General features: G+C 63.3%; 24 protein-coding genes. 17 read left to right on the top strand and 7 right to left on the bottom strand.

Annotation, left to right across the window (positions count from 1 at the left end):
- Nucleotides 1-176: 176 nt before the first annotated feature.
- The gene (locus tag B384_RS0115135; protein ID WP_019483940.1) at nt 177-1,049 is read left to right on the top strand and encodes a glycerophosphodiester phosphodiesterase family protein; all 873 of its coding nucleotides are present in this window, start codon (nt 177-179) and stop codon (nt 1,047-1,049) included.
- 65 nt (nt 1,050-1,114) lie between these two features.
- Nucleotides 1,115-2,914: a glycoside hydrolase family 15 protein gene (locus B384_RS0115130; RefSeq protein ID WP_019483939.1), complete on the top strand. Its 1,800-nt coding sequence runs from the start codon at nt 1,115-1,117 to the stop codon at nt 2,912-2,914.
- A 108-nt stretch (nt 2,915-3,022) separates the two neighbouring features.
- On the opposite strand, the gene B384_RS0115125 is transcribed toward B384_RS0115130, so the two are convergent.
- Nucleotides 3,023-4,198, bottom strand: a complete 1,176-nt coding sequence (locus B384_RS0115125; RefSeq protein WP_019483938.1) for a zinc-dependent alcohol dehydrogenase — start codon at nt 4,196-4,198, stop codon at nt 3,023-3,025.
- Nucleotides 4,199-4,309: 111 nt separating this feature from the next.
- On the opposite strand from B384_RS0115125, the gene B384_RS0115120 reads away from it, so the two are divergent.
- Both B384_RS0115120 and B384_RS0115115 read left to right on the top strand, forming a co-directional pair.
- Nucleotides 4,310-5,032: an AzlC family ABC transporter permease gene (locus tag B384_RS0115120; protein ID WP_024477018.1), complete on the top strand. Its 723-nt coding sequence runs from the start codon at nt 4,310-4,312 to the stop codon at nt 5,030-5,032.
- Nucleotides 5,029-5,340, top strand: a complete 312-nt coding sequence (locus B384_RS0115115) for an AzlD domain-containing protein (RefSeq protein WP_019483936.1) — start codon at nt 5,029-5,031, stop codon at nt 5,338-5,340. The genes B384_RS0115120 and B384_RS0115115 overlap by 4 nt, the downstream gene beginning before the upstream one ends.
- Nucleotides 5,341-5,353: 13 nt before the next feature.
- Here the strand turns inward: B384_RS0115115 and B384_RS0115110 are convergent, their stop codons facing one another.
- Nucleotides 5,354-6,490, bottom strand: coding sequence for an acetate/propionate family kinase (locus tag B384_RS0115110; RefSeq protein ID WP_019483935.1), 1,137 nt, complete (start codon nt 6,488-6,490; stop codon nt 5,354-5,356).
- Between the two features lie 130 nt (nt 6,491-6,620).
- Here B384_RS0115110 and B384_RS0115105 point away from each other — a divergent pair, with 130 nt between their 5' ends.
- Complete coding sequence (locus B384_RS0115105; protein WP_019483934.1) at nt 6,621-7,010, top strand: nuclear transport factor 2 family protein; 390 nt, start codon at nt 6,621-6,623, stop codon at nt 7,008-7,010.
- Nucleotides 7,011-7,053: 43 nt separating this feature from the next.
- On the opposite strand, the gene pta is transcribed toward B384_RS0115105, so the two are convergent.
- Nucleotides 7,054-9,132 (bottom strand): phosphate acetyltransferase, encoded by a 2,079-nt coding sequence (gene pta / locus B384_RS0115100; RefSeq protein ID WP_024477019.1) that lies wholly within the window; start codon nt 9,130-9,132, stop codon nt 7,054-7,056.
- A 131-nt stretch (nt 9,133-9,263) separates the two neighbouring features.
- Here pta and B384_RS0115095 point away from each other — a divergent pair, with 131 nt between their 5' ends.
- Genes B384_RS0115095 through B384_RS0115075 form a run of 5 tightly spaced genes read left to right on the top strand, consistent with a single transcriptional unit; the run spans nt 9,264 to nt 11,777 of the window.
- Nucleotides 9,264-9,605, top strand: a complete 342-nt coding sequence (locus B384_RS0115095) for a thiamine-binding protein (RefSeq protein WP_019483932.1) — start codon at nt 9,264-9,266, stop codon at nt 9,603-9,605.
- Nucleotides 9,602-10,258 (top strand): O-methyltransferase, encoded by a 657-nt coding sequence (locus B384_RS0115090; protein WP_019483931.1) that lies wholly within the window; start codon nt 9,602-9,604, stop codon nt 10,256-10,258. Before B384_RS0115095 ends, B384_RS0115090 begins: the two co-directional genes overlap by 4 nt.
- Before the next feature lie 9 nt (nt 10,259-10,267).
- Nucleotides 10,268-10,756 (top strand): GNAT family N-acetyltransferase, encoded by a 489-nt coding sequence (locus tag B384_RS0115085; protein ID WP_019483930.1) that lies wholly within the window; start codon nt 10,268-10,270, stop codon nt 10,754-10,756.
- Nucleotides 10,757-10,788: 32 nt separating this feature from the next.
- Nucleotides 10,789-10,920, top strand: coding sequence for a hypothetical protein (locus tag B384_RS21320; protein WP_272942580.1), 132 nt, complete (start codon nt 10,789-10,791; stop codon nt 10,918-10,920).
- Complete coding sequence (locus B384_RS0115075; protein ID WP_019483928.1) at nt 10,920-11,777, top strand: spermidine synthase; 858 nt, start codon at nt 10,920-10,922, stop codon at nt 11,775-11,777. The genes B384_RS21320 and B384_RS0115075 overlap by 1 nt, the downstream gene beginning before the upstream one ends.
- A 22-nt stretch (nt 11,778-11,799) precedes the next feature.
- Here the strand turns inward: B384_RS0115075 and B384_RS0115070 are convergent, their stop codons facing one another.
- Entirely contained in the window at nt 11,800-12,750 is a 951-nt protein-coding gene (locus B384_RS0115070; protein ID WP_026041218.1) for a LysR family transcriptional regulator, read from the bottom strand.
- A gap of 108 nt (nt 12,751-12,858) precedes the next feature.
- Here B384_RS0115070 and B384_RS0115065 point away from each other — a divergent pair, with 108 nt between their 5' ends.
- Both B384_RS0115065 and B384_RS0115060 read left to right on the top strand, forming a co-directional pair.
- Nucleotides 12,859-14,259, top strand: a complete 1,401-nt coding sequence (locus B384_RS0115065; RefSeq protein ID WP_019483926.1) for an MFS transporter — start codon at nt 12,859-12,861, stop codon at nt 14,257-14,259.
- Nucleotides 14,259-15,089, top strand: a complete 831-nt coding sequence (locus B384_RS0115060) for a 3-hydroxybutyrate dehydrogenase (protein ID WP_019483925.1) — start codon at nt 14,259-14,261, stop codon at nt 15,087-15,089. The genes B384_RS0115065 and B384_RS0115060 overlap by 1 nt, the downstream gene beginning before the upstream one ends.
- 42 nt (nt 15,090-15,131) lie before the next feature.
- Here B384_RS0115060 and B384_RS0115055 read toward each other — a convergent pair whose 3' ends face one another.
- Nucleotides 15,132-16,583, bottom strand: a complete 1,452-nt coding sequence (locus tag B384_RS0115055; protein WP_019483924.1) for an NCS2 family permease — start codon at nt 16,581-16,583, stop codon at nt 15,132-15,134.
- A 112-nt stretch (nt 16,584-16,695) separates the two neighbouring features.
- On the opposite strand from B384_RS0115055, the gene B384_RS0115050 reads away from it, so the two are divergent.
- The 4 genes from B384_RS0115050 to B384_RS19195 all read left to right on the top strand — a co-directional run bounded on the left by B384_RS0115050 (nt 16,696) and on the right by B384_RS19195 (nt 20,983).
- Nucleotides 16,696-17,301 carry a copper resistance CopC family protein gene (locus tag B384_RS0115050; RefSeq protein WP_019483923.1) on the top strand — a complete coding sequence of 202 codons (606 nt, stop codon included), beginning with the start codon at nt 16,696-16,698 and terminating at the stop codon, nt 17,299-17,301.
- Between the two features lie 546 nt (nt 17,302-17,847).
- Nucleotides 17,848-19,065: a quaternary amine ABC transporter ATP-binding protein gene (locus B384_RS0115045; protein ID WP_019483922.1), complete on the top strand. Its 1,218-nt coding sequence runs from the start codon at nt 17,848-17,850 to the stop codon at nt 19,063-19,065.
- A 5-nt stretch (nt 19,066-19,070) separates the two neighbouring features.
- Nucleotides 19,071-20,006, top strand: a complete 936-nt coding sequence (locus B384_RS0115040; RefSeq protein ID WP_156809126.1) for an ABC transporter permease — start codon at nt 19,071-19,073, stop codon at nt 20,004-20,006.
- Nucleotides 20,007-20,071: 65 nt separating this feature from the next.
- A complete protein-coding gene (locus B384_RS19195; protein ID WP_019483920.1) occupies nt 20,072-20,983 on the top strand; it encodes a glycine betaine ABC transporter substrate-binding protein in 912 nt (303 codons plus the stop codon).
- 106 nt (nt 20,984-21,089) lie between these two features.
- Here B384_RS19195 and B384_RS0115030 read toward each other — a convergent pair whose 3' ends face one another.
- Nucleotides 21,090-21,728 carry an FAD-dependent monooxygenase gene (locus B384_RS0115030; protein ID WP_019483919.1) on the bottom strand — a complete coding sequence of 213 codons (639 nt, stop codon included), beginning with the start codon at nt 21,726-21,728 and terminating at the stop codon, nt 21,090-21,092.
- A 270-nt stretch (nt 21,729-21,998) separates the two neighbouring features.
- Between B384_RS0115030 and B384_RS0115025 the strand changes: the two genes are divergently transcribed.
- Nucleotides 21,999-23,021: a universal stress protein gene (locus tag B384_RS0115025; RefSeq protein WP_019483918.1), complete on the top strand. Its 1,023-nt coding sequence runs from the start codon at nt 21,999-22,001 to the stop codon at nt 23,019-23,021.
- A 51-nt stretch (nt 23,022-23,072) separates the two neighbouring features.
- Here B384_RS0115025 and B384_RS19190 read toward each other — a convergent pair.
- The coding region (locus tag B384_RS19190; RefSeq protein ID WP_019483917.1) for a C40 family peptidase at nt 23,073-23,501 on the bottom strand (429 nt) is incomplete at its 5' end.

The following is a 23,501-nucleotide window of genomic DNA, read 5'->3' as shown; positions in this document are numbered from 1 at the left end:
CCGTTCTGCGTCAGTGCCGGCTAGGTGAGAGCTCAAGGATCCTCCGGGGGTTACGGTGCCCCAGGCGGGTGCATCCGTCTGAGCCAGTAAAGCAGCGTATGGCCGGGTAAGTCACGCCGGGCTGGCCAATTTCGCGTACGGTATCAGGTAGATGCTGGTTGCCGACGGGATGGGGCGTGGTGTACACAATTTTCGCCCACCGCGGCGCCAGCCACCAGTTCGCCGAACATACCCGCGCCGCTTACCTCCAGGCGCTCGCTGAGGGAACCGACGGCGTCGAATGCGATATCCACATGACGCGTGATCAGCAGCTGGTATGTATTCATGATTCCACCCTCGACAGGACCTCAAGCGGAACCGGTGACGTTGCGGACCATACGCTGCGGGAACTGCGGGATCTCGATTTTGCGTCGTGGAAGGGTGCCACCATCCCCCCTCAATATGGGGGGATCGCCGACCAGTTCCTCTCGCTGGGGGACCTGTTGGACCTGCTGTTGGCGGCGGACCGGGACGTCTCCCTTGCCATCGAACTCAAGCACCCCAGCCCCTTTGGGCTCAAACTCGAAGAGAAGCTGATCACCTTTTTGATGCAACAGGGGTGGGATCCGGTTAGTTCAACTCTCGCCAACGTGAGTATCAGCTTCATGAGCTTCAACCCCGACTCCGTGAGGCACCTGCTCGAGAAGGTGCCATCGCATATCGTCTGCCAGCTGGTCTCCGACGTGCGGCCCATCGAATTGCGGGCTGAGCTGCATCTGGGTGCGCTGACCGCGGCCGCGGTTATCGGGCTGCTCCGCCGGGCGCTCAACGACGGAGAGCGGAACATTGATTCGCACTCGGCGGGCATGGCGGGCCCCGGGATTGACTACGTGAGGACGCATCCAGCCAGAGTGCGCCGCTGGCTGGCCGAGGGGATCCGGCTACGTGTGTGGACGGTCGACGACGCCGACGACGTCGAACTCATGCGTGAATTGGGCATCCAGGAAATCACCACCAACCGTCCCGCGGCGGTCCGTGCACAACTGGATGGCACGCGCCCGCAGCCATGACGCGAGCCGCGATGGTGGCCGCCAGGATCAGGGGAGTCCGGAGGCGAATGTGATTGAGTTGAATCATGCAATCTCCGATCGAAGACTACTCACTCGTTTCCGACATGCACACTGGCGCGCTGATTTCCAAGACCGGGAGCGTGGATTGGCTGTGCTTCCCCCGGTTTGATTCTGATTCTTTGTTCTCCGCGCTGCTGGGCGAGCAGGACCACGGTCGATGGGCGATCGCTCCCGCCCCCGGTGCGGGCTCCGCCGAGGTCGTGGAGTGGCGCTACATTGACTCCACCTTTGTGATGGCGACCCGCTGGCACACCGACGCCGGGGACGTCCAGGTCACCGACTTCATGCCGGTCGGCGACCGCCGCGCGTCCTTGGTGCGGAGGATTCAAGGGCTGAGCGGCACTGTGCCGATGCGCCAGGAACTGGTGGTCCGCTTCGGCTACGGCAAGATCCTCCCCTGGGTCAGCAGGCAAACTGATGAAAGCGGCGAGGCCATCTCGGCGATTGCGGGCCCCGACGCCCTGGCGCTGCGCGGTGAGCACCTGCCGCACGCCTCCCACCGCCGACACGAAGGCGAGTTCACTGTTGCCGCAGGAGAAACCGTCGACCTCGAACTTGTCTGGTATCCCTCCTACCGGCCCATGCCCGAGCCCATCAACGTCGATATCGCTCTCCGGGAAACGATTGATTACTGGGCCGGTTGGGCCGCCAGCTTTGAGCAGCAGGGGGAGTACGATCCCATCGTCAAACGCTCGCTGCTCGTCCTGCGAGCACTGACACACGAGGACACCGGCGGGATTGTGGCCGCCCCCACCACCTCGCTGCCCGAGCACTTCGGCGGCGCCCGGAACTGGGACTACCGCTTCTGCTGGCTGCGCGACGCGGCGCTCACTCTTGAGGCGATGATGACCCACGGGTACCAGGAGGAGGCGCTGGAATGGCGCAACTGGCTGCTGCGTGCCGTCGCCGGCGACCCGGAGGACCTGCAGATCATGTACGGCGTTGGTGGGGAGCGCGAGCTGCCGGAGAAGATCCTCCATCACCTGCCCGGCTACGAAGCGTCCACCCCGGTCCGGGTTGGCAATGGGGCCGTCGACCAGTACCAGGCAGACGTCGTCGGCGAGGTCATGGTGGTGCTGGAGAAGCTCCGTAACAGGGGAGTGCTGGAGGACAGCTTTTCCTGGCCCCTGCAGCGCGCCCTGCTGAGCTTCGCCGAGAACCATTTCGACGATCCCGATCACGGCATCTGGGAGATGCGCGGTGAGCTGAAGTACTTCACCCATTCCCGGGTGATGATGTGGGCCGCCTTCGATCGCGGAGTGCGAGCCGTCCGTGAGCATGGGCTTGAAGGCCACGCAGAACGCTGGGCGGAACTTCGTGACCGGCTTCGCGAAAACATCCTGGAAAAGGGTTTCGACACCACTATCAACTCCTTCACTCAGACCTACGGCAGCCCCGAGGTTGACGCTTCCCTGCTGCAACTCCCGCAGGTTGGCTTCCTGGACTACGACGATCCCCGGATGCTCGGTACCGTGGCCCGATTGGAGAAAGAGCTGGCCAACGAACAAGGGCTGCTGCTGAGGTACCGCACCGAAGCCGGTATGGACGGACTGGAACCGGGCGAACACCCCTTCCTCGCCTGCTCCTTCTGGCTGGTGGAACAGTACGCCAGGTCCGGCAGGATTGACGATGCCAAGCGGCTGATGAACCAGTTGGTGGGCTATGCCAACGGCCTGGGCCTGCTCGCCGAGGAATACGACACCGACAGTTTACGGATGGCTGGCAATTACCCGCAGGCCTTCTCGCACCTGGCCTTGGTGCGTGCCGCCGATGCCATTCATGGGGTGCACAGCGGCTCGCTCTAGGGCGTCCATCGCCGAAATCTCCACGAAAAAGTGCCGGCCCCGCAGGTTCGCTGTTGCGTAACAGCGGCTCTGCGGGGCCGGCACTTTTCTGCGCCAGACGGCCTCTAACTAGGGGCGGATGATCACCTTGATGCAGCCGTCCTGCTTCTTCTGGAACTTCTCGTAGGCGGCTGGCGCCTCGTCGATGCCGATGGTGTGGGTCATCAGATCCATCACACCCAGCGGATCGGAGGGGTCCTCGACGATGGGCAGCAGTTCGTCGGTCCAGTTGCGCACGTTGCATTGCCCCATGCGGGTCTGGATCTGCTTGTCGAACATGTTCAGCAGGGGCATGGGGCTTGCTGTTCCGCCGTAGACGCCGCTGAGGGAGATGGTTCCGCCGCGGCGCACCGAGTCAATCGCAGCGTGCAGGACCGTGAGACGGTCGACCCCGGCGGTTTCCATTGCCTTCTTGGCGAGGGCTTCCGGGAGCATGTTGACCGCGTTCTGGGCAAAGGCGCCCAGTGGGGAGTCGTGGGATTCCATGCCGACGGCGTCCACTACCGCGTCCGGGCCGCGCCCGTCGGTCATTTCCCGCAGCTCGTCGCCGATATCTTTCGTGAAGTCGAGGGTCTCAATGCCGTGGCGTTCAGCCATCGCACGTCGTTCCGCGACAGGCTCGACGGCGATGACCCGCTGTCCGAAATGGCGTCCGATCCGTGCGGCGAACTGCCCCACCGGCCCGAGACCGAAGACGGCGAGGGTGCCGCCGTCGGGCACGTCAGCGTACTTCACGCCCTGCCATGCAGTGGGGAGGATGTCAGAGAGGTACAGGTACCGCTCGTCAGGTAGTTCGTGGCCGACCTTGACCGACCCGTAGTCGGCGTGGGGGACGCGCAGGAATTCCGCCTGGCCACCGGGCACCGAACCGTAGAGTTCGGAGAAGCCGAGCAGGCTGGCCCCGGAACCCTGTTCGCGGACCTGAGTGGTTTCACACTGCGACTGCAGCCCGCGGACACACATCCAGCAGTGACCACAGGAAATGTTGAACGGGATCACGACGCGGTCTCCAGGGCGCAGGTTGGTAACGGCGCTACCAACCTCCTGGACTATCCCCATTGGCTCGTGACCCAACACATCGATCTTGTGCATGTAGGGGGTCAACACTTCGTACAAGTGCAGGTCGGACCCGCAGATTGCCGAGGAGGTGATGCGGACGATCGCGTCGGTGGGTTCCTGGATGACGGGATCCGGGACTTGTTCAACGCTGACGGTGCGACGGCCTTGCCATGTTACTGCCTTCATGATGCACACTCCAGTTGGTAGTAAGTAAGCTGACTATCTTTAGTATTGCTCTGATTGACCCGGATTGAAAGCCAAGTGGCCGATTGCCCGCCGGAGCCCTACGCTGACTTGGTGAAATATCTGCAGTCGCCCGCCGTTCGGGTTGGTCTCTCAATCTCGGTCGCCACGGGGCTGTACGGGCTTTCTTTTGGTGCGCTGTCAGTCACCTCGGGCTTCGACATCTGGCAGACCATGGCCTTGAGCCTGCTGCTGTTCAGCGGCGGCTCGCAATTTGCCTTCATCGGGGTGGTGGGAGGCGGCGGCACCGGGGCCGCGGCGATGACTGCCGCCTCGCTGCTGGGAATCCGTAATGCGGTGTATGGCATGCAAATGAACGCGCTGGTGCGGCCCACCGGCTGGCGACGGTTCGTGGCCGCGCAGGTCACCGTCGACGAGTCGGCAGCTACCGCGAGCGGGCAGACCGATCCGGACGAACGACGACGGGGGTTCTGGAGCGCGGGAATCGGTGTGTTCGTGTTGTGGAACATGTTCACCGTCGCCGGTGCGCTGCTCGGCGGCGCGCTGGGCGACCCGGCGCGCTGGGGCCTCGATGGTGCAGCAGTCGCCGCATTCCTGGGCCTGCTCTGGCCGCGGCTCCGAACCAGGGAGCCGGCCGCCATCGCTGTGGTCTGCGCGCTGGTCACGGTAGCGGTCGTCCCCGTGGTTGCCCCCGGGCTGCCCATCCTGATTGCCGCCGCGGTGGCCGGCGCAATCGGCTGGTTTGGTCATGGACGCCCGGATGAAGGTATGGAACCCGACATTGACCCCTACGCGGAGGAGAGAGAGCACCGATGAACCTGTGGTTCTGGATACTGCTGGCCTGCGCGCTTGCGTTTCTCACCAAACTCGCTGGCTATCTGGTTCCGGCCCGGTGGATGGATAACCCGCGGATGTCCCGGGTTGCCGGCACCCTGACCATTGGGCTCCTCGCATCGCTCACGGCCGTCAACACGTTCGCCTCGGGGCAGCAACTGGCCCTCGATGCCAGGATTGTGGCCTTGGCCGCTGCCGCGGTTGCGCTGCTGTTGCGCGCGCCATTCCTCGTGGTTGTTGTTGCCGGTGCAGTGGCGGCGGCGTTGGCGCGGCTTGCTGGGATGCCCTGAACCGGCGACGAGGTCAGCGTCCGACGACGACGGCGGCGGTCGCCTCCGCGATTGCTGCCTCTTCGTCGGTGGGCACAACGAGCACGGGGAACGCAGACTCCTCCGTGCTGATCTGGCGGAGGGCCGAGCTCTTCTTACGGTTCTCGGCGTCGTCGAGGTGGACGTTGAGCGCGCCCAATCTGTTGACCACGCGCTCGCGGAACTGCCAGGAGTTCTCGCCGATGCCGGCGGTGAACACCAGCGCCTGGGCGCCGCCGACGGCCACATGATATCCGCCGATGTACTTGGCGAGGCGGTAAGACGCGAGGTCAAGGGCTAGCTCGGCCCTGACCTCCCCGGCAGCCGCTGACTCCACGACTGAACGCATGTCGTTCTGCCCGGTCAACCCTTTCAGGCCGGATTCGCGGTTGAGGAGCTGGTCGAGATCATCGGCCGAGTAGCCTTCCCTGCTCAGGAACAGCAGGATCGATGGGTCGATGTCGCCGGAGCGGGTCCCCATCACCAGGCCCTCCAACGGTGTGAACCCCATGGAGGTGTCGATGCTGGCTCCCGACCTGACTGCGGTGATGGAAGCACCATTGCCCAGGTGGGCAATGATTCCGGTGAACTCGGAGGGCGCCAACCCCAGCAGGGCGGCTGCGTGGTGGGCGACATAGCCAATTGAGGTGCCGTGGAAACCATAGCGGCGGATCCCGAACCTGGTGTACAGCTCGTCGGGGACTGCATACCGCCAGGCTGGTTCGGGCAGGGTGCGGTGGAAGGCCGTATCAAAAACCGCGACCTGCGGCATGTTGGGCCATTTGGCGGTTATCGCCCGGATGCCCTGAACGTTTGCCGGATTGTGGAGGGGCGCCAAGGGGCTGAGGCGTTCAATGGATCTCGTGATCTCGTTGTCCACCAGGACCGGTTCGCTGAACCGTTCGCCGCCGTGCACCACCCGGTGGCCGACGGCGTCAATGCCCTGTCCCTGCAGCGCTACTTCAACATCGGCCGTCACCCGGTCAAGTGCCTCCTGGTGGTCGGCTGGACCGCCGTGGGTGGGATCGCCGATCCGCTCCACGGTGCCTTCGGCTAACCGTTCGCCGGATCCGGTGTCGCGTACCTGATACTTCAGCGATGATGAGCCCGAGTTGATGACAAGAATGATCATGGTGCCTCCTGCCTGAAACTCTACTGGAGGCTGCTGACGTCGTGCGGTGGCGTCCTTCAGCAGGCGACTGGCGCACCAGCAACAACCCATTTCCGATGTAGGTGGATGGCAAGTCGAGTAGCATCGGCGTATGGAAGCTACCGAGGTGGTCCGGCGGTATTGGTCGGCGGTGTGGAGCCGGGACTGGAACGCTGTTGGACGAACACTTGCCGACAACGTGGAGGTCTTCTGGCCCGTCACGCGCGAAATCATCCGTGGCAAGGACAACCTAGTTGCGGTGAATTCAGAGCATCCGAACGGCTGGAGCATTGACGTGTTAAATGTTTACGACGCTGGCGACGTCGTCGTGTCCGAGGTACAGGTGCCTCAGGAGGACGTTGGCATCTTCCGTGTTGTCTCGATTTGGACCGTCGCCGACGGCGTTATCACTTCAGGCCGCGAATACTGGACCCTCTACGGCGGGGAGGAAGGCCGCGACTGGCGGCGCAAATACAGCACCGTTGGCGACATTCCCTCCTGAGATCAGCGTCCGGTAAGCCGAACCAGTCGATCGCCTTTGCCAATCACTCTCCGGTGTCCTGCGCCTGGACGGCGGTGATTGCCACAGTGTTGACGATATCTTCAACGGTGCAGCCGCGGGAAAGGTCATTGACCGGCTTCCGGAGGCCCTGCAGCACCGGCCCCACAGCCACGGCGCCCGCCGACTGCTGGACTGCCTTGTACGTGTTGTTGCCCGTGTTGAGGTCGGGGAAGATGAAGACGGTAGCCTGACCGGCGACCGATGATCCGGGAAGCTTCGACTTCGCGACCGAGGCGTCGACGGCGGCGTCGTACTGGATCGGGCCCTCCACCGGAAGCTCTGGCCGCAATTCCCGCACCAGCTCAGTGGCTCGGCGTACTTCGTCCACTGCGCCGCCTGAACCTGATTCGCCGGTCGAGTAGGAAAGCATGGCCACCCGTGGATCCACGCCGAACTGCTCAGCGGTCTCCGCCGAGGCCACCGCAATATCGGCGAGCTGCTCGTCGTTGGGATTGGGGTTGACGGCGCAGTCGCCGTAGACCAGTACGCGGTCGCTCAGTAGCATCAAGAAGACCGAGGACACGATCTTTACACCCTCCTTGGTCTTCACGAACTCCAGCGCCGGCCGAATGGTGTTGGCGGTGGTGTGCGCCGCCCCAGAGACCATGCCATCCACTTTCCCGAGCTGCACCATCATGGTTCCGAAGTATGCGCCTTCGAGCATACGTTCCCGGGCATTTTCGATGGACACGCCCTTGTGGGACCGTAGCCGCACGTACTCGGCGGCGAACTCTTCGCGCAAATCGGACGTGGCCGGATCAACGAGGGTGAGCCCGGACAGGTCGATGCCCTGCCCCGCCGCGAGCTCGCGGATCTTCGTCTCTGGCCCGAGAATGGTCAGATCGCAGACGTCCCGGCGGTGCAGGATCTCGGCGGCCCGAAGGATCCTCAGGTCCTCCCCCTCGGGGAGAACGATGTGGCGACGCTGGGACCGTGCCCGCTCGATCAGGTCGTGTAGGAACCGCAGCGGCGTCATGGTGAGCGCCCGGGGGAGTTCAAGCCGCTCAAGAAGCTCCTTCTCATCGACCTGGCGGGCCCAGGCGCCGAGGGCCGCCGCCGCCTTGCGCTTCAACCCGGTCGCAATTTCCCCGCGCACCTCACTGACCCGCCGTGCTGCGGTGTAGGTGTCATCGTCGAGTGTAAAAACGGGGAAGGGCGCTTGCGCCAGCAGGGAAAGGATCGTGGAATCAGGGGCGAGACCACCGGTGAGGATCAGACCGGAGGGCACGGGGAATTCCGGTGAGAAGGAGGACGCAAGGGTTGCCACCATGACGTCGGCCCGATCTCCGGGGACGATCACCAGGGCCCCGTCGGTGAGCTTATGAAGAAAGTTTCCGACGTTCATAGCGGCGACCTTGATCGACGCGACGTCCCGTTCAAGGGTGGGGCTACCCGCAATCTGCCGGGCCCCGAGCGCGCGGGCTACCTCGCCGACGGTGGGCCGGGAAATCTCCGCAAGTTCCGGAATGACATACACGGGACGCCCGGACCGCCCGGGGCGGACCTGCGAGCTGATCTCAGCGACGGCGTCGTCCGCCGCCCGGTTGACCATCATGGCCAGCAGCGAAACCTGCGCGGCGTCCAGTTCGCGGCGGGCGACGTCGACGGCGTCGGCCGCTTCGGACACGGACATCTCCTTGGCGTTCACAACCGCCAGCACCATGGCGCCGAGATTGTTGGCGAGCCGAGCGTTCAGGTCGAACTCGAGCGGGGCGTCGTGCCCGCTGAGGTCGGTGCCTTCGACGATGATGACGTCGCAGTCCCGCGCGATCTCGCTGTAAATAGCGACGCACCGGGTGTCGATTTCTTCCCGCTGGCCTTTGACCAGGAGGGCCCGCGCCTCGGTGCGGGTGAGACCGCCGCGGGCGCGTGCCGGCGGAAGATCGAATGAGCGCTGCATCAGGTTGACCATCGGGTCCGCTTCCACGTCATCGCCTTCAACGATGGGCCTGAAGAACCCGACCCGGTCCGAATGCCGGTGGAGCATGTCCGCCAACCCCAGAGAGATGAGGGACTTACCTGAGCCTTCAGTCATGGCACTGACATATATTCCGCGAGTCATTGCCCCATCCTGCCAAACGGTGGACGACCTAGCCATGACGGCGGGCACATCCGGAGATTTTATCTCGCTGGCTCAGCACCAATCTTGCTGCAACCCCTTCCGCTGGGGTGCCGATATGCCAGACTTGGACCATGCTTGTAGCCTTCTCAGTTGCCCCAGCCGGAACCGGTGCCACCACGGCGGAGAACGCGGATGGTTCGGTCCACGACGCAGTGGCCGAAGCCGTCAGGATTGTCCGCGACTCGGGCCTGCCCAACCAGACGGATTCCATGTTCACCACGATCGAGGGTGAGTGGGATGAGGTGATGGACGTGATCAAGCGGGCCACCGCAGCAGTCGGCAAGTACGGCAGCCGCGTCTCACTGGTATTGAAGGCGGACATCCGCCCAGGCTATTCGTGTGAGCTGACCGGAAAAGTGGAACGCCTCGAGCAGGCCATTGACGAGATGGACGAGTACCAGGGCCATTCATGACTGGGTGGGCCGCTGTCGAACGTTATCTGGTGGACACGGTGGTCCAACCGGATGAGGCGCTGACCGGGGCAGTTGACGCGACTGCCGCTGCGGGGATGCCCGCCATCGAAGTCACCCCCACGCAGGGGAAATTCCTGATGCTGCTGGCACGGATTCAGGGCGCACGGCGGATCCTCGAAATTGGCACCCTCGGCGGATTCAGCACCATCTGGCTGGCCCGGGGCGTGCCCGACGACGGTCTGGTTGATACCTGCGAGTACGAGCAGGCCCACGCCGAGGTGGCCCGCCAGAACCTGGATCAGGCAGGTGAGGGCCATAAGGTCACCATCCACGTGGGTGCAGCGCTCGACACCCTTCCCACTCTGACCGGACCCTACGACCTGTTCTTCATTGATGCCGACAAAGCGAACAACCCGCGTTACCTGGACTGGGCGATCAGGTTGTCCCGGCCAGGCAGCGTGATCGTCCTCGACAACGTGGTGCGCGGTGGAACCGTCCTTGAGACGAACGGTGATGACGCGGTGCGGGGCACCCGGGAAGCGCTGGAACTGCTGGGCAGCCACCCCCAACTGGAGGCAACCGCTATCCAGACCGTCGGGTCCAAGGACTGGGACGGGTTTGCGGTGGCCGTGGTCGTTGCCGCCGCGGCATAAACTGGGCGGGTGATTTTTTCCATCCGCCGGGCGTCGCCCGACGACGCAGAAACCTACTCCCGCACCCACCTGCAGGGCCTGCACGAGACCTATGCGCAGATCATGCCACCCCAGTTTCACGCGTACTACGACGCCGAACTGCCTGCCCTGATCGCCAAGCGGCGGGCTGCGCTCGAGGCCGGTGCCTCCAGTTGGGTGGCGTTCGATGAGGCTGGGACGGCCGTGGGCATCGCAACGTCGGGGCCGGGCCGGGATGAGGATCGTCCCGACTTCGAATTGCACCACATTTACACCCTCGCCGCGTCCCACGGCACCGGGTTGGGCCAGCGGCTTTTGGATACCGCCATCGAAAACCGGGCCGCCTACCTGTGGATTCTCAACGGGAACCCGCGGGCCGAACGCTTCTATCGGCGGAACGGCTTCGAACCGGACGGCACGGACACTCTCTGCGGGCCCACCTGGCACCACCGGCCGATGTTCCGGATGCACCGCCAGTAATGGTGGCCATCCGGGCGGCTAGCATGGCACCTATGCCCATATTCCTGGTTCGGCGCGCCCTTCCCGACGACGACGAACTCCTCGGAGTGGTGCTCGCCCGCTCAACCCGGGATGCCGGCATGATCGCCGACGGGCTGACCACTCCTAAGGTGGGGCGGCAGTAATGGGACGGCAGAGACCGGCCCGGCCCGGCGACCCGAAAGCCCAGCCCGATCAGGGCGACTCAGGACCGGTTGCCGGAACCTACGACATTGACACCGGCACCTGCGAAGTGGAACCCGACCCGTTCAACCCCAACGGCTGGATCCTCAAGGTCAACGGAGTACCCAGTTCGCACATCGATCTCAGCGACCCGTTGCGCCTGGACTTCGAATACATGAGGTGGATCGCGGCACTGGTCGAATCCCAGCGACGCGACGGCGGGCCCCTGCGGGCGCTCCACCTCGGCGGCGGAGCCTGTTCGCTGGCGCGGTACTTCGCCGCATCGGTACCGGAGGCTCGTCAGGTGGTGGTGGAACTCGATGGCAGACTTGCCGGGTTGGTGCGGGACTGGTTTGACCTCCCGCGTGCCCCGCTGGTGCGCATCAGGGTGGGCGAAGCCCGCGAGGTAACGGAATCCCTCACCGCCGGAAGCCGCGATCTGATCATCCGCGATGTTTTTGCGGGCAGCAAAACCCCACGGCCGTTGACCACCCTTGAGTTCACCCAGCACGCCAAGAGGGTGCTCAGTGAAAACGGCCTCTATCTGGTCAACTGCGGTGACTCACCGGACCTCGCCGGCGCCCGCCGGGAGGCGGCCACCATCGGTGAGGCATTTACTTACACAGCAGTGATCGCTGACCCAGCCATGCTGAAGGGACGACGGTATGGCAACGTCATCATCGCCGGCAGCGAGACACCACTGGATCAGGATCCGGGGCTGGCTCGCGTGCTGCTGGGTGGGGGAGTACCAGCTCAGGTGTGGGACGACGCCCGGGTGCGGAAGTTCAGCAACGGCGCGCAGGTCCTCCACGATCAGTGACCCTGCAGCCGGGCGAAGGTAGTCAGAACCGGATCGCGGATCTGCCCAGCAGGTGATCTTCGTAGGCTGCAGTAGCATCGCGGAGGGCCGCAACAACCACAGCTACGGCTGGCTGCCGCAGTGAATCCGGTCTGGCGACCAGCCAGTAGCCGAGCCGCTCGGCGATCTCGGCAGGAAGAAGACGGACCAGATCATCATGCCGGTCTGCCATGAAACAGGGCAGGAGCCCAATCCCGGCGCCAGCCCGGGTAGCCTCCACATGGACAAAGACATTGGTGGAACTGAGCGAATCCTTCATGGTCGGCAGTAACCGCCGAGGGGTGTCGAGACTGTCCACCTGCAGCATCGAATCAATGAAGTAGACCAACTGGTGCTCAGCTGCCTCGACGACACTGCGCGGGGTGCCCCATTCGGACAGGTACTCCCGGGAGGCGTAGAGGCCCAGCATGTATTCACCCAACCGGAACGCCTCAGCGCGATGCACCTGAGGTTCACCGACCACCACCTCAAGATCAAGTCCGCTGCGGGTCTGCGAGGCGCGGCGAGTGGCGGCGACTATCTCGACGGACAGTCGGGGNGGATGCTCCCGCCGCAGCCTGGCGAACGCTGGCGCGGCGATGTAGGCGCTGAATCCGTCGGTGGCGCTCATCCGGACGACGCCGGTTACCGGGGCGTCGTCGTCGCCGTCGGCCAACCCATTCACCGCTGATGCGACCCGCTCAGCTGCGGCGACCGCTCGAAAACCCAACTCGGTGAGCTCCCACCCACCGCTGGCCCGAACCAGGACATGACCGCCGAGGCTTTTCTCCAGGGCAGCGATCCGCCGGGACACAGTCGTGTGGTTCAGCTCCAGCGCCTCGGCGGCAGTAGTGAACCGGCCGCTGCGGGAGACGGTCAACAGAATCAACAGGTCGCTGGGGTTGGGAAAGCTCATATCTGCATTTTCGCAGTATCGAGGTGCGGAGTTGGTCATTGAAGCGGTCAACATCTGCAGCAATACTCAATGAGGTTGTTCCTGGGGTGACGCCTGTCACAGTACCCAGTAGGCATAGTGTCACCGTCGACACAGAAGGAGAAAGCCATGAGCGTCAATCAACGCTCCACCCAGTCCGGCCCGCAGGGAACCCCGGGGCGCGACCGTACCGACGAGTCAGGTCTGAAAAAAGTTGTCGCAGCCTCGATGGTCGGGACAGTTGTCGAATGGTACGAGTTTTTCCTCTACGCCACCGCCGCCACCCTGGTCTTCGCGGTGGTGTTCTTCCCCAACGCGGCGACCCCGCTCGATGGGATCATCGCAGCGTTCCTGACCTACGCCGTCGGCTTCATCGCCCGTCCGCTCGGCGGGATCTTCTTCGGCCAGATTGGAGACAAGCTCGGCCGCAAGCACACCCTCCAGGTGACCATCATCCTGGTCGGTGTAGCGACCTTCCTGATGGGCTGCCTTCCGGGCTACAACACGATCGGGTACTGGGCTCCGGCGCTGCTGGTAGTCCTGCGCTTCGTGCAGGGCTTCGCCGTCGGCGGTGAATGGGGTGGCGCCGTTCTGCTGGTTGCCGAGCACAGCCCCAACAAGTCCCGCGGGTTCTGGGCCAGTTGGCCGCAGGCGGCTGTCCCCGTCGGCAACCTCCTGGCAACCGTGGTTCTGCTGACCATGTCGTTCATCCTTCCCGAAGACGAATTTCTGGCCTGGGGCTGGCGGGTAGCGTTCTGGCTATCAGCGGTCATCGTGGTCATTGGTTACTACATCCGGACGCACGTCAGTGAAGCGCCGATCTTCCTTGAGGCACGTGAACAGGTTGAGCGCGAGAAGTCGATCAACTACGGGGTCCTCGAGGTAGTTAAGAAATACCCCAGGGGAATCCTGGGCGCCATGGGCTTGCGCTTTGCCGAGAATATTCTTTACTACATCATTGTCAGCTTCTCGATCGTCTACCTGAAGACCGTCCATGAATACGACACCAGCCAGCTCCTCCTCGCGCTGCTGATCGCCCACGTGGTCCACTTCCTGGTGATTCCCCAGGTGGGCCGGCTGTCTGATCGTTTCGGCCGCAAACCTGTCTACCTTGCCGGAGCGATTCTCGGCGCCACCTGGGCGTTCTTCGCCTTCCCGATGTTTGACACCCAGAACCCAGTGATCATCATCCTGGCGGTCACCATCGGCCTGTGCTTCCACGCCCTGATGTATGCGGGACAGCCAGCCATCATGGCTGAAATGTTCCCCACCCGCATGCGGTATTCGGGGGTTTCCCTCGGCTACCAGGTGACATCGATTATTGCCGGGTCGATGGCGCCGATCATCGCGACGGCCATCCTTCAGGAGACCGGTTCCTGGGTGGGGGTTGCGCTCTACGTCCTGGGTGCGTGTGTGGTGACCGGCATCGCCGTCGTCACCCTAAAGGAAACCAAAGGAATCTCACTGCGCGACGTCGACGCCGCGGACGCGGAGCGCCACGGCATCCCGGTTCCGAACGGTACTGCCTGATGGCATCCACACAGGTGAAGATGCCAGCCCAGCCACCAACCCAGCGGACGGTTGAGGCGGCACGTCCGGGCAGAACTACCAGCGCGCAGCCGCTCGCCGGGCGCCGGGCGCTCGTGACCGGCGGTGCCAGCGGGATCGGAGCGGCTACCGTCCGGGCGTTTGCCGCTCAGGGTGCGCATGTGACCGTCGCGGACCGCGATGGCGACGGTGCCGCCGCGCTGGCCGAGGAAGTGAATGGCGAATCGTGGACCGTGGACCTGCTGAGTACCGGGGAGCTTGAGGACCTCAGCCTCGACGTCGACATCCTCGTCAACAACGCCGGTATCCAGGCGGTACAGCCAATCCACAAGTTTGACCCAGCCGACTTCCGACGGATCCACACGCTGATGTTGGAGGCACCCTTCCTGCTGATCCGAGCCGCGCTGCCCGCGATGTACGACAGAGGCTTCGGCCGGATCATTAACCTGTCCTCAATCCACGGGCTGCGGGCGTCGCCGTTCAAGGCGGCCTACGTGTCGGCGAAGCACGGGTTGGAGGGCTTGTCCAAGGTGACGGCGCTGGAGGGTGGCGAGTACGGCGTCACCAGTAACTGCGTGAACCCCGGATATGTCCGCACCCCGCTGGTCGAAAACCAGATCACTGACCAGGCGCGTCTGCACGGGATCTCCGAGGAAGACGTGCTGTCCACCATCATGCTCACGGAAAGTGCCATCAAACGGATGGTCGAACCGGAAGAAGTGGCAGCTCTGGTGTGCTGGCTGGCGTCCGACGTGGCAGGCATGGTGACTGGTTCGTCGTATGTGATGGACGGGGGCTGGTCCGCGCGCTGACGGTCAGCCTGGGCTGGCCCCTACCGCGGGACCAGCCCAGGACTATCGCAGACCCAGCGCCAGTTCGATCGGTCCAATACCGAAAAACACCACAAATGCGCCCGCCACAACCCACATCAGGGGGTGAATTTCCCGGGCTCGACCCTGGAAGGTGCGGACCAGCACATAGGCAATGAACCCGGCGCCCAGGCCGTTGGCAATCGAGTACGTGAACGGCATCAGGATGAAGGTCAGGAACGCGGGGATCGCAACCCCCCAGTCCTGCCAGTCGATGCGGCCTACCTGTGCCACCATCATGAACCCAACGACGACGAGCGCCGGCGCCACGGCTTCGAACGGCACCAGGGAGATCAGGGGGGTGAAGAACATCGCCAGCAGGAACAATACGCCGGTGACGATGTTGGCGATACCGGTGCGGGCGCCTTCACCGATACCAGCTCCCGATTCGACGTAGATCTGGTTTGAGGACACCGACCCGGCACCGCCGGCGACGGCGCCGAGGGCATCGACCACCAGGACCCGGTTGACGCCGGGAATGTTGCCCTTCTTGTCCACGAGCTTTGCCTCGTTGGCGAGGCCCACCATGGTGCCCATGGCGTCGAAGAAGATGCTCAACAGGATGGTGAACGTGAGCAGCAGGGCCGCGGTCGCCCCGATGGTGCTGAAGGCGCCGAACAGGCTCACGTTGCCGATCAGTGACAGATCAGGAACTCCCACCCAGGCCCCGGTCGGAAGTTCGGGGACCACCAGGGACCAGCCCTGGGCGTTGGTGCCGTCCGGGCCAACGCTTGGCCCGACGTCGGCCACTGCTTCAATGCTGACGGCGAGAATGGTTGAGGCAATGACACCGATCAGGATCCCGCCTCGCACCTTGCGGACCACCAACGCGATGGTCAGAATCAGACCGAAGACAAACACCAGGGTGGGCCAGCCCAGCAGCGCGCCTTCGAAACCGAGGCCCACTGGCACTGTGGTTTGAGCGACATCCGGCACCCGCCTGACGAACCCAGCATTGACGAGTCCGATGAGCGCGATGAAGAGGCCGATACCGACCACAATCGCGGTTTTGAGGCTTTCAGGGACTGCGTTGAATACTGCGGTCCGGAATCCGGTGAGAACCAGGATGAGCATGGTGAGGCCGGCCAGCATCACTAGACCCATGACCTGCGGCCAGGTGAGTTCAGGGTTGGTGGCGACGGTGATGGCCACGAAGGCGTTGACGCCGAGGCCGGTCGCGAGGGCAAACGGGTACTTGGCCCAGGCGCCCATCACGATCGTCAGGATTCCTGCGACCAATGCCGTCACGGCTGCGACCCGTTCGAAGCCCAGCTCGGCGCCCGATGAATCGGCCCCGGCAAGGATCAGCGGGTTGAGGACAACGATGTAGCTCATGGCGAAGAAAGTTGCCACTCCGCCGCGGATCTCCCGGGACATAGTGCTACCGCGGTGGGTTACTTCGAAATAGCGGTCCAGTACGGAACCCTTTTTGAGCATGGTCATTCCTCGAACGGTGGGGGGTGTGGTCTGCGGATCGAGTCTATCCGCTCGACGCCGGGTGCGCCGCTTCTCCCAGCGTGCTGACAGGCCCGCCACGTAGAGTTGACACATGAGTACTACCTACCCCGCTGCACGCTCCGTCGTCGATCATTCGTTCCTGAGGGTCGCCGCCCTACTGGCCGCGATGTTGCTGGTGGCCTTGATGACTGTCCTCGGGTCCGCCCCGGCAGCCAATGCCCATGACGAGATGACCGGCAGCACCCCTGAGCCAGGGGCGAGCGTCGAGATGCTTCCCGAGGTGGTGGAGTTGACCTTCTCCAATGTGCCGTCGGGGATTGGGTCGGAGGTCGAGGTCCTCGACGCGAACGGCGAGAATTGGGCCGAAGGTGACGTGGCAATCATTGACCGGGTGGCCAGCCAGCCGCTCCGCGCTGATGCGCCAGCGGGTGAATACACAGTGAACTGGCGGGTAGTCTCCTCGGATTCCCATCCCATTGAAGGCAGCTTCGCGTTCACCGCGACGGCAGGCGGGGCCGCGCAGCCCCCGGGCGCCGCTGCCAACACCCAGGGGCCAATTGAAATCGAGGAGTCAGAGCAGGCTGCACAGGGTGATTTCCCGTGGAGCATCGTGGTGATGGTCGTGGTCCTGATCGCGCTGGCCGTGGTCCTGGCCGTAACCGCCCGGAAGAAGCTACGTCAAGGCGCCGACGCTTAGCTCTGCTGTGAAGTTGTAGGGCCAAAATTCATTCGCAAAAGCCATCATTCTTACCGGAGCTTATTAGGTCGCTATTTGCATTGCTGTCGGCAAACGGGCGCCCTCGTATATAACGAAAGAACATCGATTCGCTGGCATGAATCAGCTGGCTACTCCTTCTTTAAAAATCCCTGAGTTCATCGGGATCGGACGCCCTCCGACGGTTCGGGTCGGCCCTGAAGCAGCGTGCCTGGAAGTCGGTCTTGAGGTGCCAGGCGGGGTTTTTCCGCGTCCGGGACGAGCTGTCACCGGTATATTGGGTTACTCAATACCGCCGATAGTGATCGCCGAATTTGGATTAGGGCAATTGTTGCCCGTCCGTTGTCTGCAAATGTGCAGACCTATTTTCCGATTTTGTAGCGGTGCAGAGGGGTAGCAATCTTTTTGCCTTAGCCTCTTTGAGCCAGTGCACCTTGTGGTGCCATTCAGCGTTCCGTAGCAAGTGTAAATTGAGCTGCCGCAGGCTGCGCAAATCAAAAGCAACGTAGAGCGAGGAGCAAGATAACTGTGCCAGTCATTGAGGCCCGCGAGGTCTATAAGGTCTTCGGACACAGGCCCGAACGTGCCGTCGATCGGATGCGGGCTGGCGCTAGCCGCGAGGACCTCCGCAAGGACAACCTGACCCCGGCCGTTATCGACGCCAGCTTTGACGTCGCCGAGGGCGAAATCTTCGTGGTGATGGGCTTGTCCGGGTCCGGAAAGTCGACGCTGATCAGGATGGTGAACGGCCTTCTGATGCCGACTGCAGGCACGATGAAGGTCGCCGGTGAGGACATCACCCGGTTGAAGGGCAAGGACCTCCGGCGTGTGCGGAGGGAGAAGGTCAGCATGGTTTTCCAGCATTTCGCGCTCCTTCCCCACCGCACAGTTGGTGAGAACGCCGCCTACGGGCTGAAGGTGCAGGGGCTGAACCGGTCTGAACGTGAGAAAAAGGCTGAGGTGGCCTTGCAGATGGTCGGCCTTGAGGGCTGGGGCGGGTCACTTCCGGGAGAACTCTCCGGCGGGATGCGGCAGAGAGTGGGTCTGGCACGGGCTCTTGCAGCCGGGACCGACGTCATGCTGATGGATGAGGCGTTCAGCGCACTCGATCCGCTCATTCGACGCGAAATGCAGGACCAGTTGGTTGACCTGCAGCACCAGCTTGGCAAAACCATCCTGTTCATCACCCACGACCTCAACGAGGCGATGCGCCTGGGCGACAGGATAGCGATGATGCGCGACGGGCGGATTGTGCAGATCGGCACCACTGAACAAATCCTCAACGACCCTGCCAACGACTACGTTGCGAAGTTCGTGCAGGACGTGGATCGCACTCGGGTGCTCACCGCATCGGCCGTGATGGAGCAGCCCGTCGCACTGCTCGGCAGCGAACAGGGCCCACGCGCCGCACACAAGCTTCTCCGCGAGCACCAGCTGTCCAGCCTGATGGTTGTCGGATGGGACAAGACCCTGCACGGGATCGTGCATGAGCACGACGTTGCCGCCGCCGTCGCAAAGGGCACAGACAATCTTGACGGACTGCTTCGCTCCGCGGCGACGGTCCGCCTTGACACCCCACTCGCCGACCTAATGACAGCCGCTGCTGAAAGTGTCGTGGCACTCGCAGTCGTCGATGACCGGGGGCGGCTAAGCGGTGTGATTCCGCGGGTTACGCTCCTCAATGCCCTGGGCGACCCCAACGCGACAGTTGAGCATGTTGGACCCGATCAGGAGGTAATGGCGTGAGCCTGATGACCAGCCGCACCGACGGTGAAATTGTGCCCCGCATTCCTGTCGGCGAAGGGATCGAGACCGTCTTCGACTGGGTCGACGACAATCTCGGCGGGTTCTTCCAGGCAGTACGTGACCTCGTTCTCGGTGCCACCGACGGACTGGCTGACCTACTGAACTCCCCGGCGCCCCTCGTGCTTGTGGCCTTGTTATCACTACTGGCCTGGTTGGTGAAGGACTGGAAGTTCGCCGTCGTGTCATTCGTGGGTTTGGCCTTCATCATCAGCGTTGATCAGTGGGAAAACGCGATGACAACGTTGGCTTTGGTCCTCATCGCCACCTTCATCGCGCTCGTGATCGCTATTCCACTCGGCATCGCGGCAGCGAAGTCCGCTGCGGTGAGTAACGCGATCCGCCCGGTAATGGACCTGATGCAAACCATGCCAGCCTTCGTCTGGCTGGTGCCCGTGGTGACGCTGTTCAGCATCGGTCCCGCCGGTGGTGTGGTTGCGACAGTCATCTTCGCCCTGCCGCCGGGAGTGCGCCTGACCGAACTAGGTATCCGTCAGGTCGATTCCGAGGTGGTCGAGGCCGGACATGCGTTCGGCAGCACACCAGGACACATCCTGCGCGGCATCCAGATCCCCTTGGCGCTACCGACGATCATGGCCGGCGTCAACCAGGTAATCATGCTTGCACTCTCGATGGCGGTCATCGCCGGGCTCGTGGGCGCCGGCGGCCTCGGCGGTGCCGTCACCTCCTCGATCGCGCAACTCGATATCGGTCTGGGCTTCGAAGCCGGATTGTCGGTGGTGGTCCTCGCGATCTTCCTCGACCGGGTCACTGCTGCCGTCGGAGATGGTAGATCAGACCGTGACCGCCGCGTTCTCGGCGCCCTGGGTCGGTTGTTCGGTCGTCCCGAAAACAAGCCAGTTCCGCTCGCCACAAAATCTTGACCCTCCAACCAATCCTCGGGCGCCGGTTTAGAAGGCGCCCTCCGATGAATAAGGAAAGAAGATCAATGACTAACAAATTACGTACCCGCCGGGTCGGAGTACTTGCTGCACTGATGACTGTTGCGCTCGGCGCAACAGCATGCGGTGGATCGGATGCCCCAAGCGACGAGGGATCCGAAGCAGCGGCCCAATCCATCACGCTGGGTATCATCCCCTCCTGGACCGACGGGCTGAGCACCGCCTACCTCTGGGAGAACATCCTTGAAGCCGAAGGCATCGACGTCGAGATTCAGGAATTGAGCGAGGCCGCGCCGCTCTACACGGGCCTCTCCAACGGAGATGTCGACGTTTACCCCTCGGGCTGGTCCGAAGCGACGCACGCCGAGTACATGGAAGAGTATGGCGACGACATTGAGGATCTTGGCGCCTACTACGACAACGCCAAACTGACTTTCGCCGTGCCGGAATACACCGATATCGATTCGATCGCGGACCTGACCGGGAACGCCGACATGTTCGACGGCCGGATCGTGGGTATCGAACCAGGAGCCGGCCTGACGGCGGTGACCAAGGACAGCGTTATGCCAACGTATGGCCTTGAGGAGGACTACGAGCTGGTTGAGTCATCCACGACGGCGATGCTGACGGAGCTGCAAAGCGCCGTCGATGCCGAGGAGGACATCGTGGTGACCCTGTGGAAGCCGTTCTGGGCCAACAGTTCCTTCCCTCTGAAGGACCTCGAAGACCCTGAGGCAGCGCTTGGCCCGGTAGAAGGACTGCACACGTTGGCGCGTACCGGATTCACCGAGGACTTCCCCGAGATCGCCGAAATGATGACCAACTTCAAGCTGGACGACGACCAGTACGGTCAGCTTGAGAACCTCGTTGTCAACGAGTTTGGGTCGGGCCAAGAGGCTGAAGCCGTCGAGCAGTGGCTTGAGGAAAACCCTGACTTCATTGATGGGCTCAAGGGCTAACCCTCTCGATATCCCCAAGGGCTACCGCCTGTTGACGGGAGGACCGGATACTTCCGGTCCTCCCGTCGTCGTCGGTGGCCAGATGGGCGCGTGGCCAGGGGAGGGCCTAGGCGCCGAGTGCCCGGGTCGGTGGCAGCCGTAGCGGAGGGTGCTGAACAATCGCAGCACTGACCAGTTTCGCTTGCCTGACAATTTCTCGGGTGCTGGGGCTGAGCAGCTCGCCGACTCCCACCAGATGCAGGCCAATCGCCCGCGCTGCAGCCTTGAGGTCGTTGCCAACCGCCAGACCAAGCGACAGCAGGAACCGCCGCAACTGGTTCTGCGGGTACTTGGTCAGCACCACATGGTCGGCCAGTAGCACGCCGCTTCCGGTTTGGACCGCCCATTTCTTGGACCCGAGCACAGGGGTGGGCAACAACTTCGAATGGCCCACCACGCACAAATTCTCGGCGATGGTGCTGTGCCGGATGTCCAATGAATGGCTGCTCGCATAACCGCGCAGCAGCCGAAGCAGCTCTGTTCGTTCCGATAGGGACACCGAGTCGGTCATCACCGTACGGGACAGCTGACCGGTATCGAGCGGGTCCATGCATTCCACAACGATTGACTCGATACCCCGACGACTGAGTTCGCTGGCCACAGCCAATCCCGAAAGACCCGATCCAATGACGACCGTGGTGGTGAGCTCCGCACCGCCGTGCACGTCTGAGCGCGAGGCACCGGTTCCGGGCGACGGTGAACTCACAGGGTAGACCTCCGAAAGGGAAGGGTTAGTTCCGCACAGCCCGGCGCCTCTTCCGGGCTGTGCGGACACTTGGCTGCGAACGGGTCAACCAAGCGCATTTCGTTACGCCTGAGCAAAATGTGGCTCATTCAAGTAACGATTTCTCGAAGCCTATATAACTTTGACCACGGTGAATAGTCCTATGCGGAAGAGTAAGGTTTGAAATAGTTTGGCGGCGATCGAGGATCGCTGATCCGGCGCCGGTAGTTGTGACCGCAGGGAGGCAGGGCCATGGAAAAGGCACAGTCTGAAAATGGTGTGAACAGTCTCTACGGCAGCGGCATTGTGGTGGGGGTGGACGGCTCTGATCAGAGCCAGTGCGCCCTGGTCTGGGCGGCCCATGAGGCGGCGCGTCGAGGTACCCGCCTCAGCGTCGTCACCGCCTATACGGTGCCGGTGTTCGCGGCCTCAAGCATGGATGCCGGGTACGCCACAATTGACGACGCCGTCATCCGTGAGGGTGCGGAGGCGGTGCTCAAACAGGCAGTCGAACGTCTCCAGGGACTCCCCGTGGATATTGATCCACGGGTGGAGGCCGGAGACGCTGCGGGCGTCCTCCTGGAGCTGTCCGAGGAAGCCGAACTGATCGTCGTTGGGTCCCGTGGCAGAGGAGGTTTCGTCGGGCGCCTCCTGGGCTCGGTCAGCAGCGCGGTCCCGGCCCACGCAAAATGCCCGACGGTCGTTATCCCCCTCTGCGCCGCACGTCGGCTCACTGAAGCGGGAGTCGAGCCGCCGAAGGGGAAGGGGGAGCCGGGACCCACGGCAGACCAGGTGGAGCAGGTTGTGGTGGTGGGAGTGGACGGCTCGGAGCAGGCGCGGATGGCGTCGCTTGCTGCCGCGGAGCAGGCCGTATCCAGAGGGATGCCACTGCGGGTGGTCTGCTCGTTGCCGCCCTTCACCGGATCCCTTGCCTGGGTTCCCGCACCGTTGGACCGTGAAGCCCTCCACGCGGACATCCGCATCTCGCTGAACGCAGGAAGGGAGTGGCTGCAGAGCCACTTTCCGAGCCTCGATATCTCGGTGGAGCTGCTCGACGGTCCACCGGTTGAGGTGCTGATCGAGAGTTCGCGGACGTCCGAGCTGCTGGTAGTCGGCACCCGGGGACGTGGCGGGTTTGCTGGAATGCTGCTCGGCTCCACCAGCCAGGGTGTTCTCCATCACGCGAAGGGCCCCGTGCTGGTTGTTCCGGATGGCAATGATCCACGGTTGCTTGACCGGGAGAACTTCGGGCCGATGGTGGCCCCAACCAGCTAGTTCAAATGCCGTCAGTTCTTTGTGCCGGGCGGTGAGGCCCGGCACAAAGAACTAGAACCTTGCGACCAGCGGGTACAGGTTCGGCATGCCGCCCATGTGCGCCAGATCGGTCACGAGAATTCCCTGCGATTCGTTGAGCGCGTTCACTACCCTGTTGTTCCCGATGTAGATGCCAACATGGTAGAAATTCCCTGGCGATCCCCAGAACACCAGGTCACCCGCCTGAGCCTGTGCCAGCGGGACATGGTTGGAGCTGGCTGCATATTGTGCGGTGGCTACCCGTGGCAGGGAGATACCGGCAGAGGCGAATGCCTGCTGCACGAGTCCCGAGCAATCGAATCCCCGCGGTCCTGCACCGCCCCACTGGTAGAAGTGTGGGGAACCAGTCTTGGACATGGCGTAGCTGATCGCGGCCGACACCGATCCACCGTTTGAGGGTGGTGGGGCAGGTGCCGGCGCGGGAACGGGCGCTGGTGCGGG

It is taken from the genome of Arthrobacter sp. TB 23 (assembly GCF_000294595.1).
Lineage (GTDB): Bacteria > Actinomycetota > Actinomycetes > Actinomycetales > Micrococcaceae > Arthrobacter_D.
The sequence above is the reverse complement of the archived record's forward strand: the minus strand, read 5'-3'. Positions and strand labels throughout refer to the sequence as shown.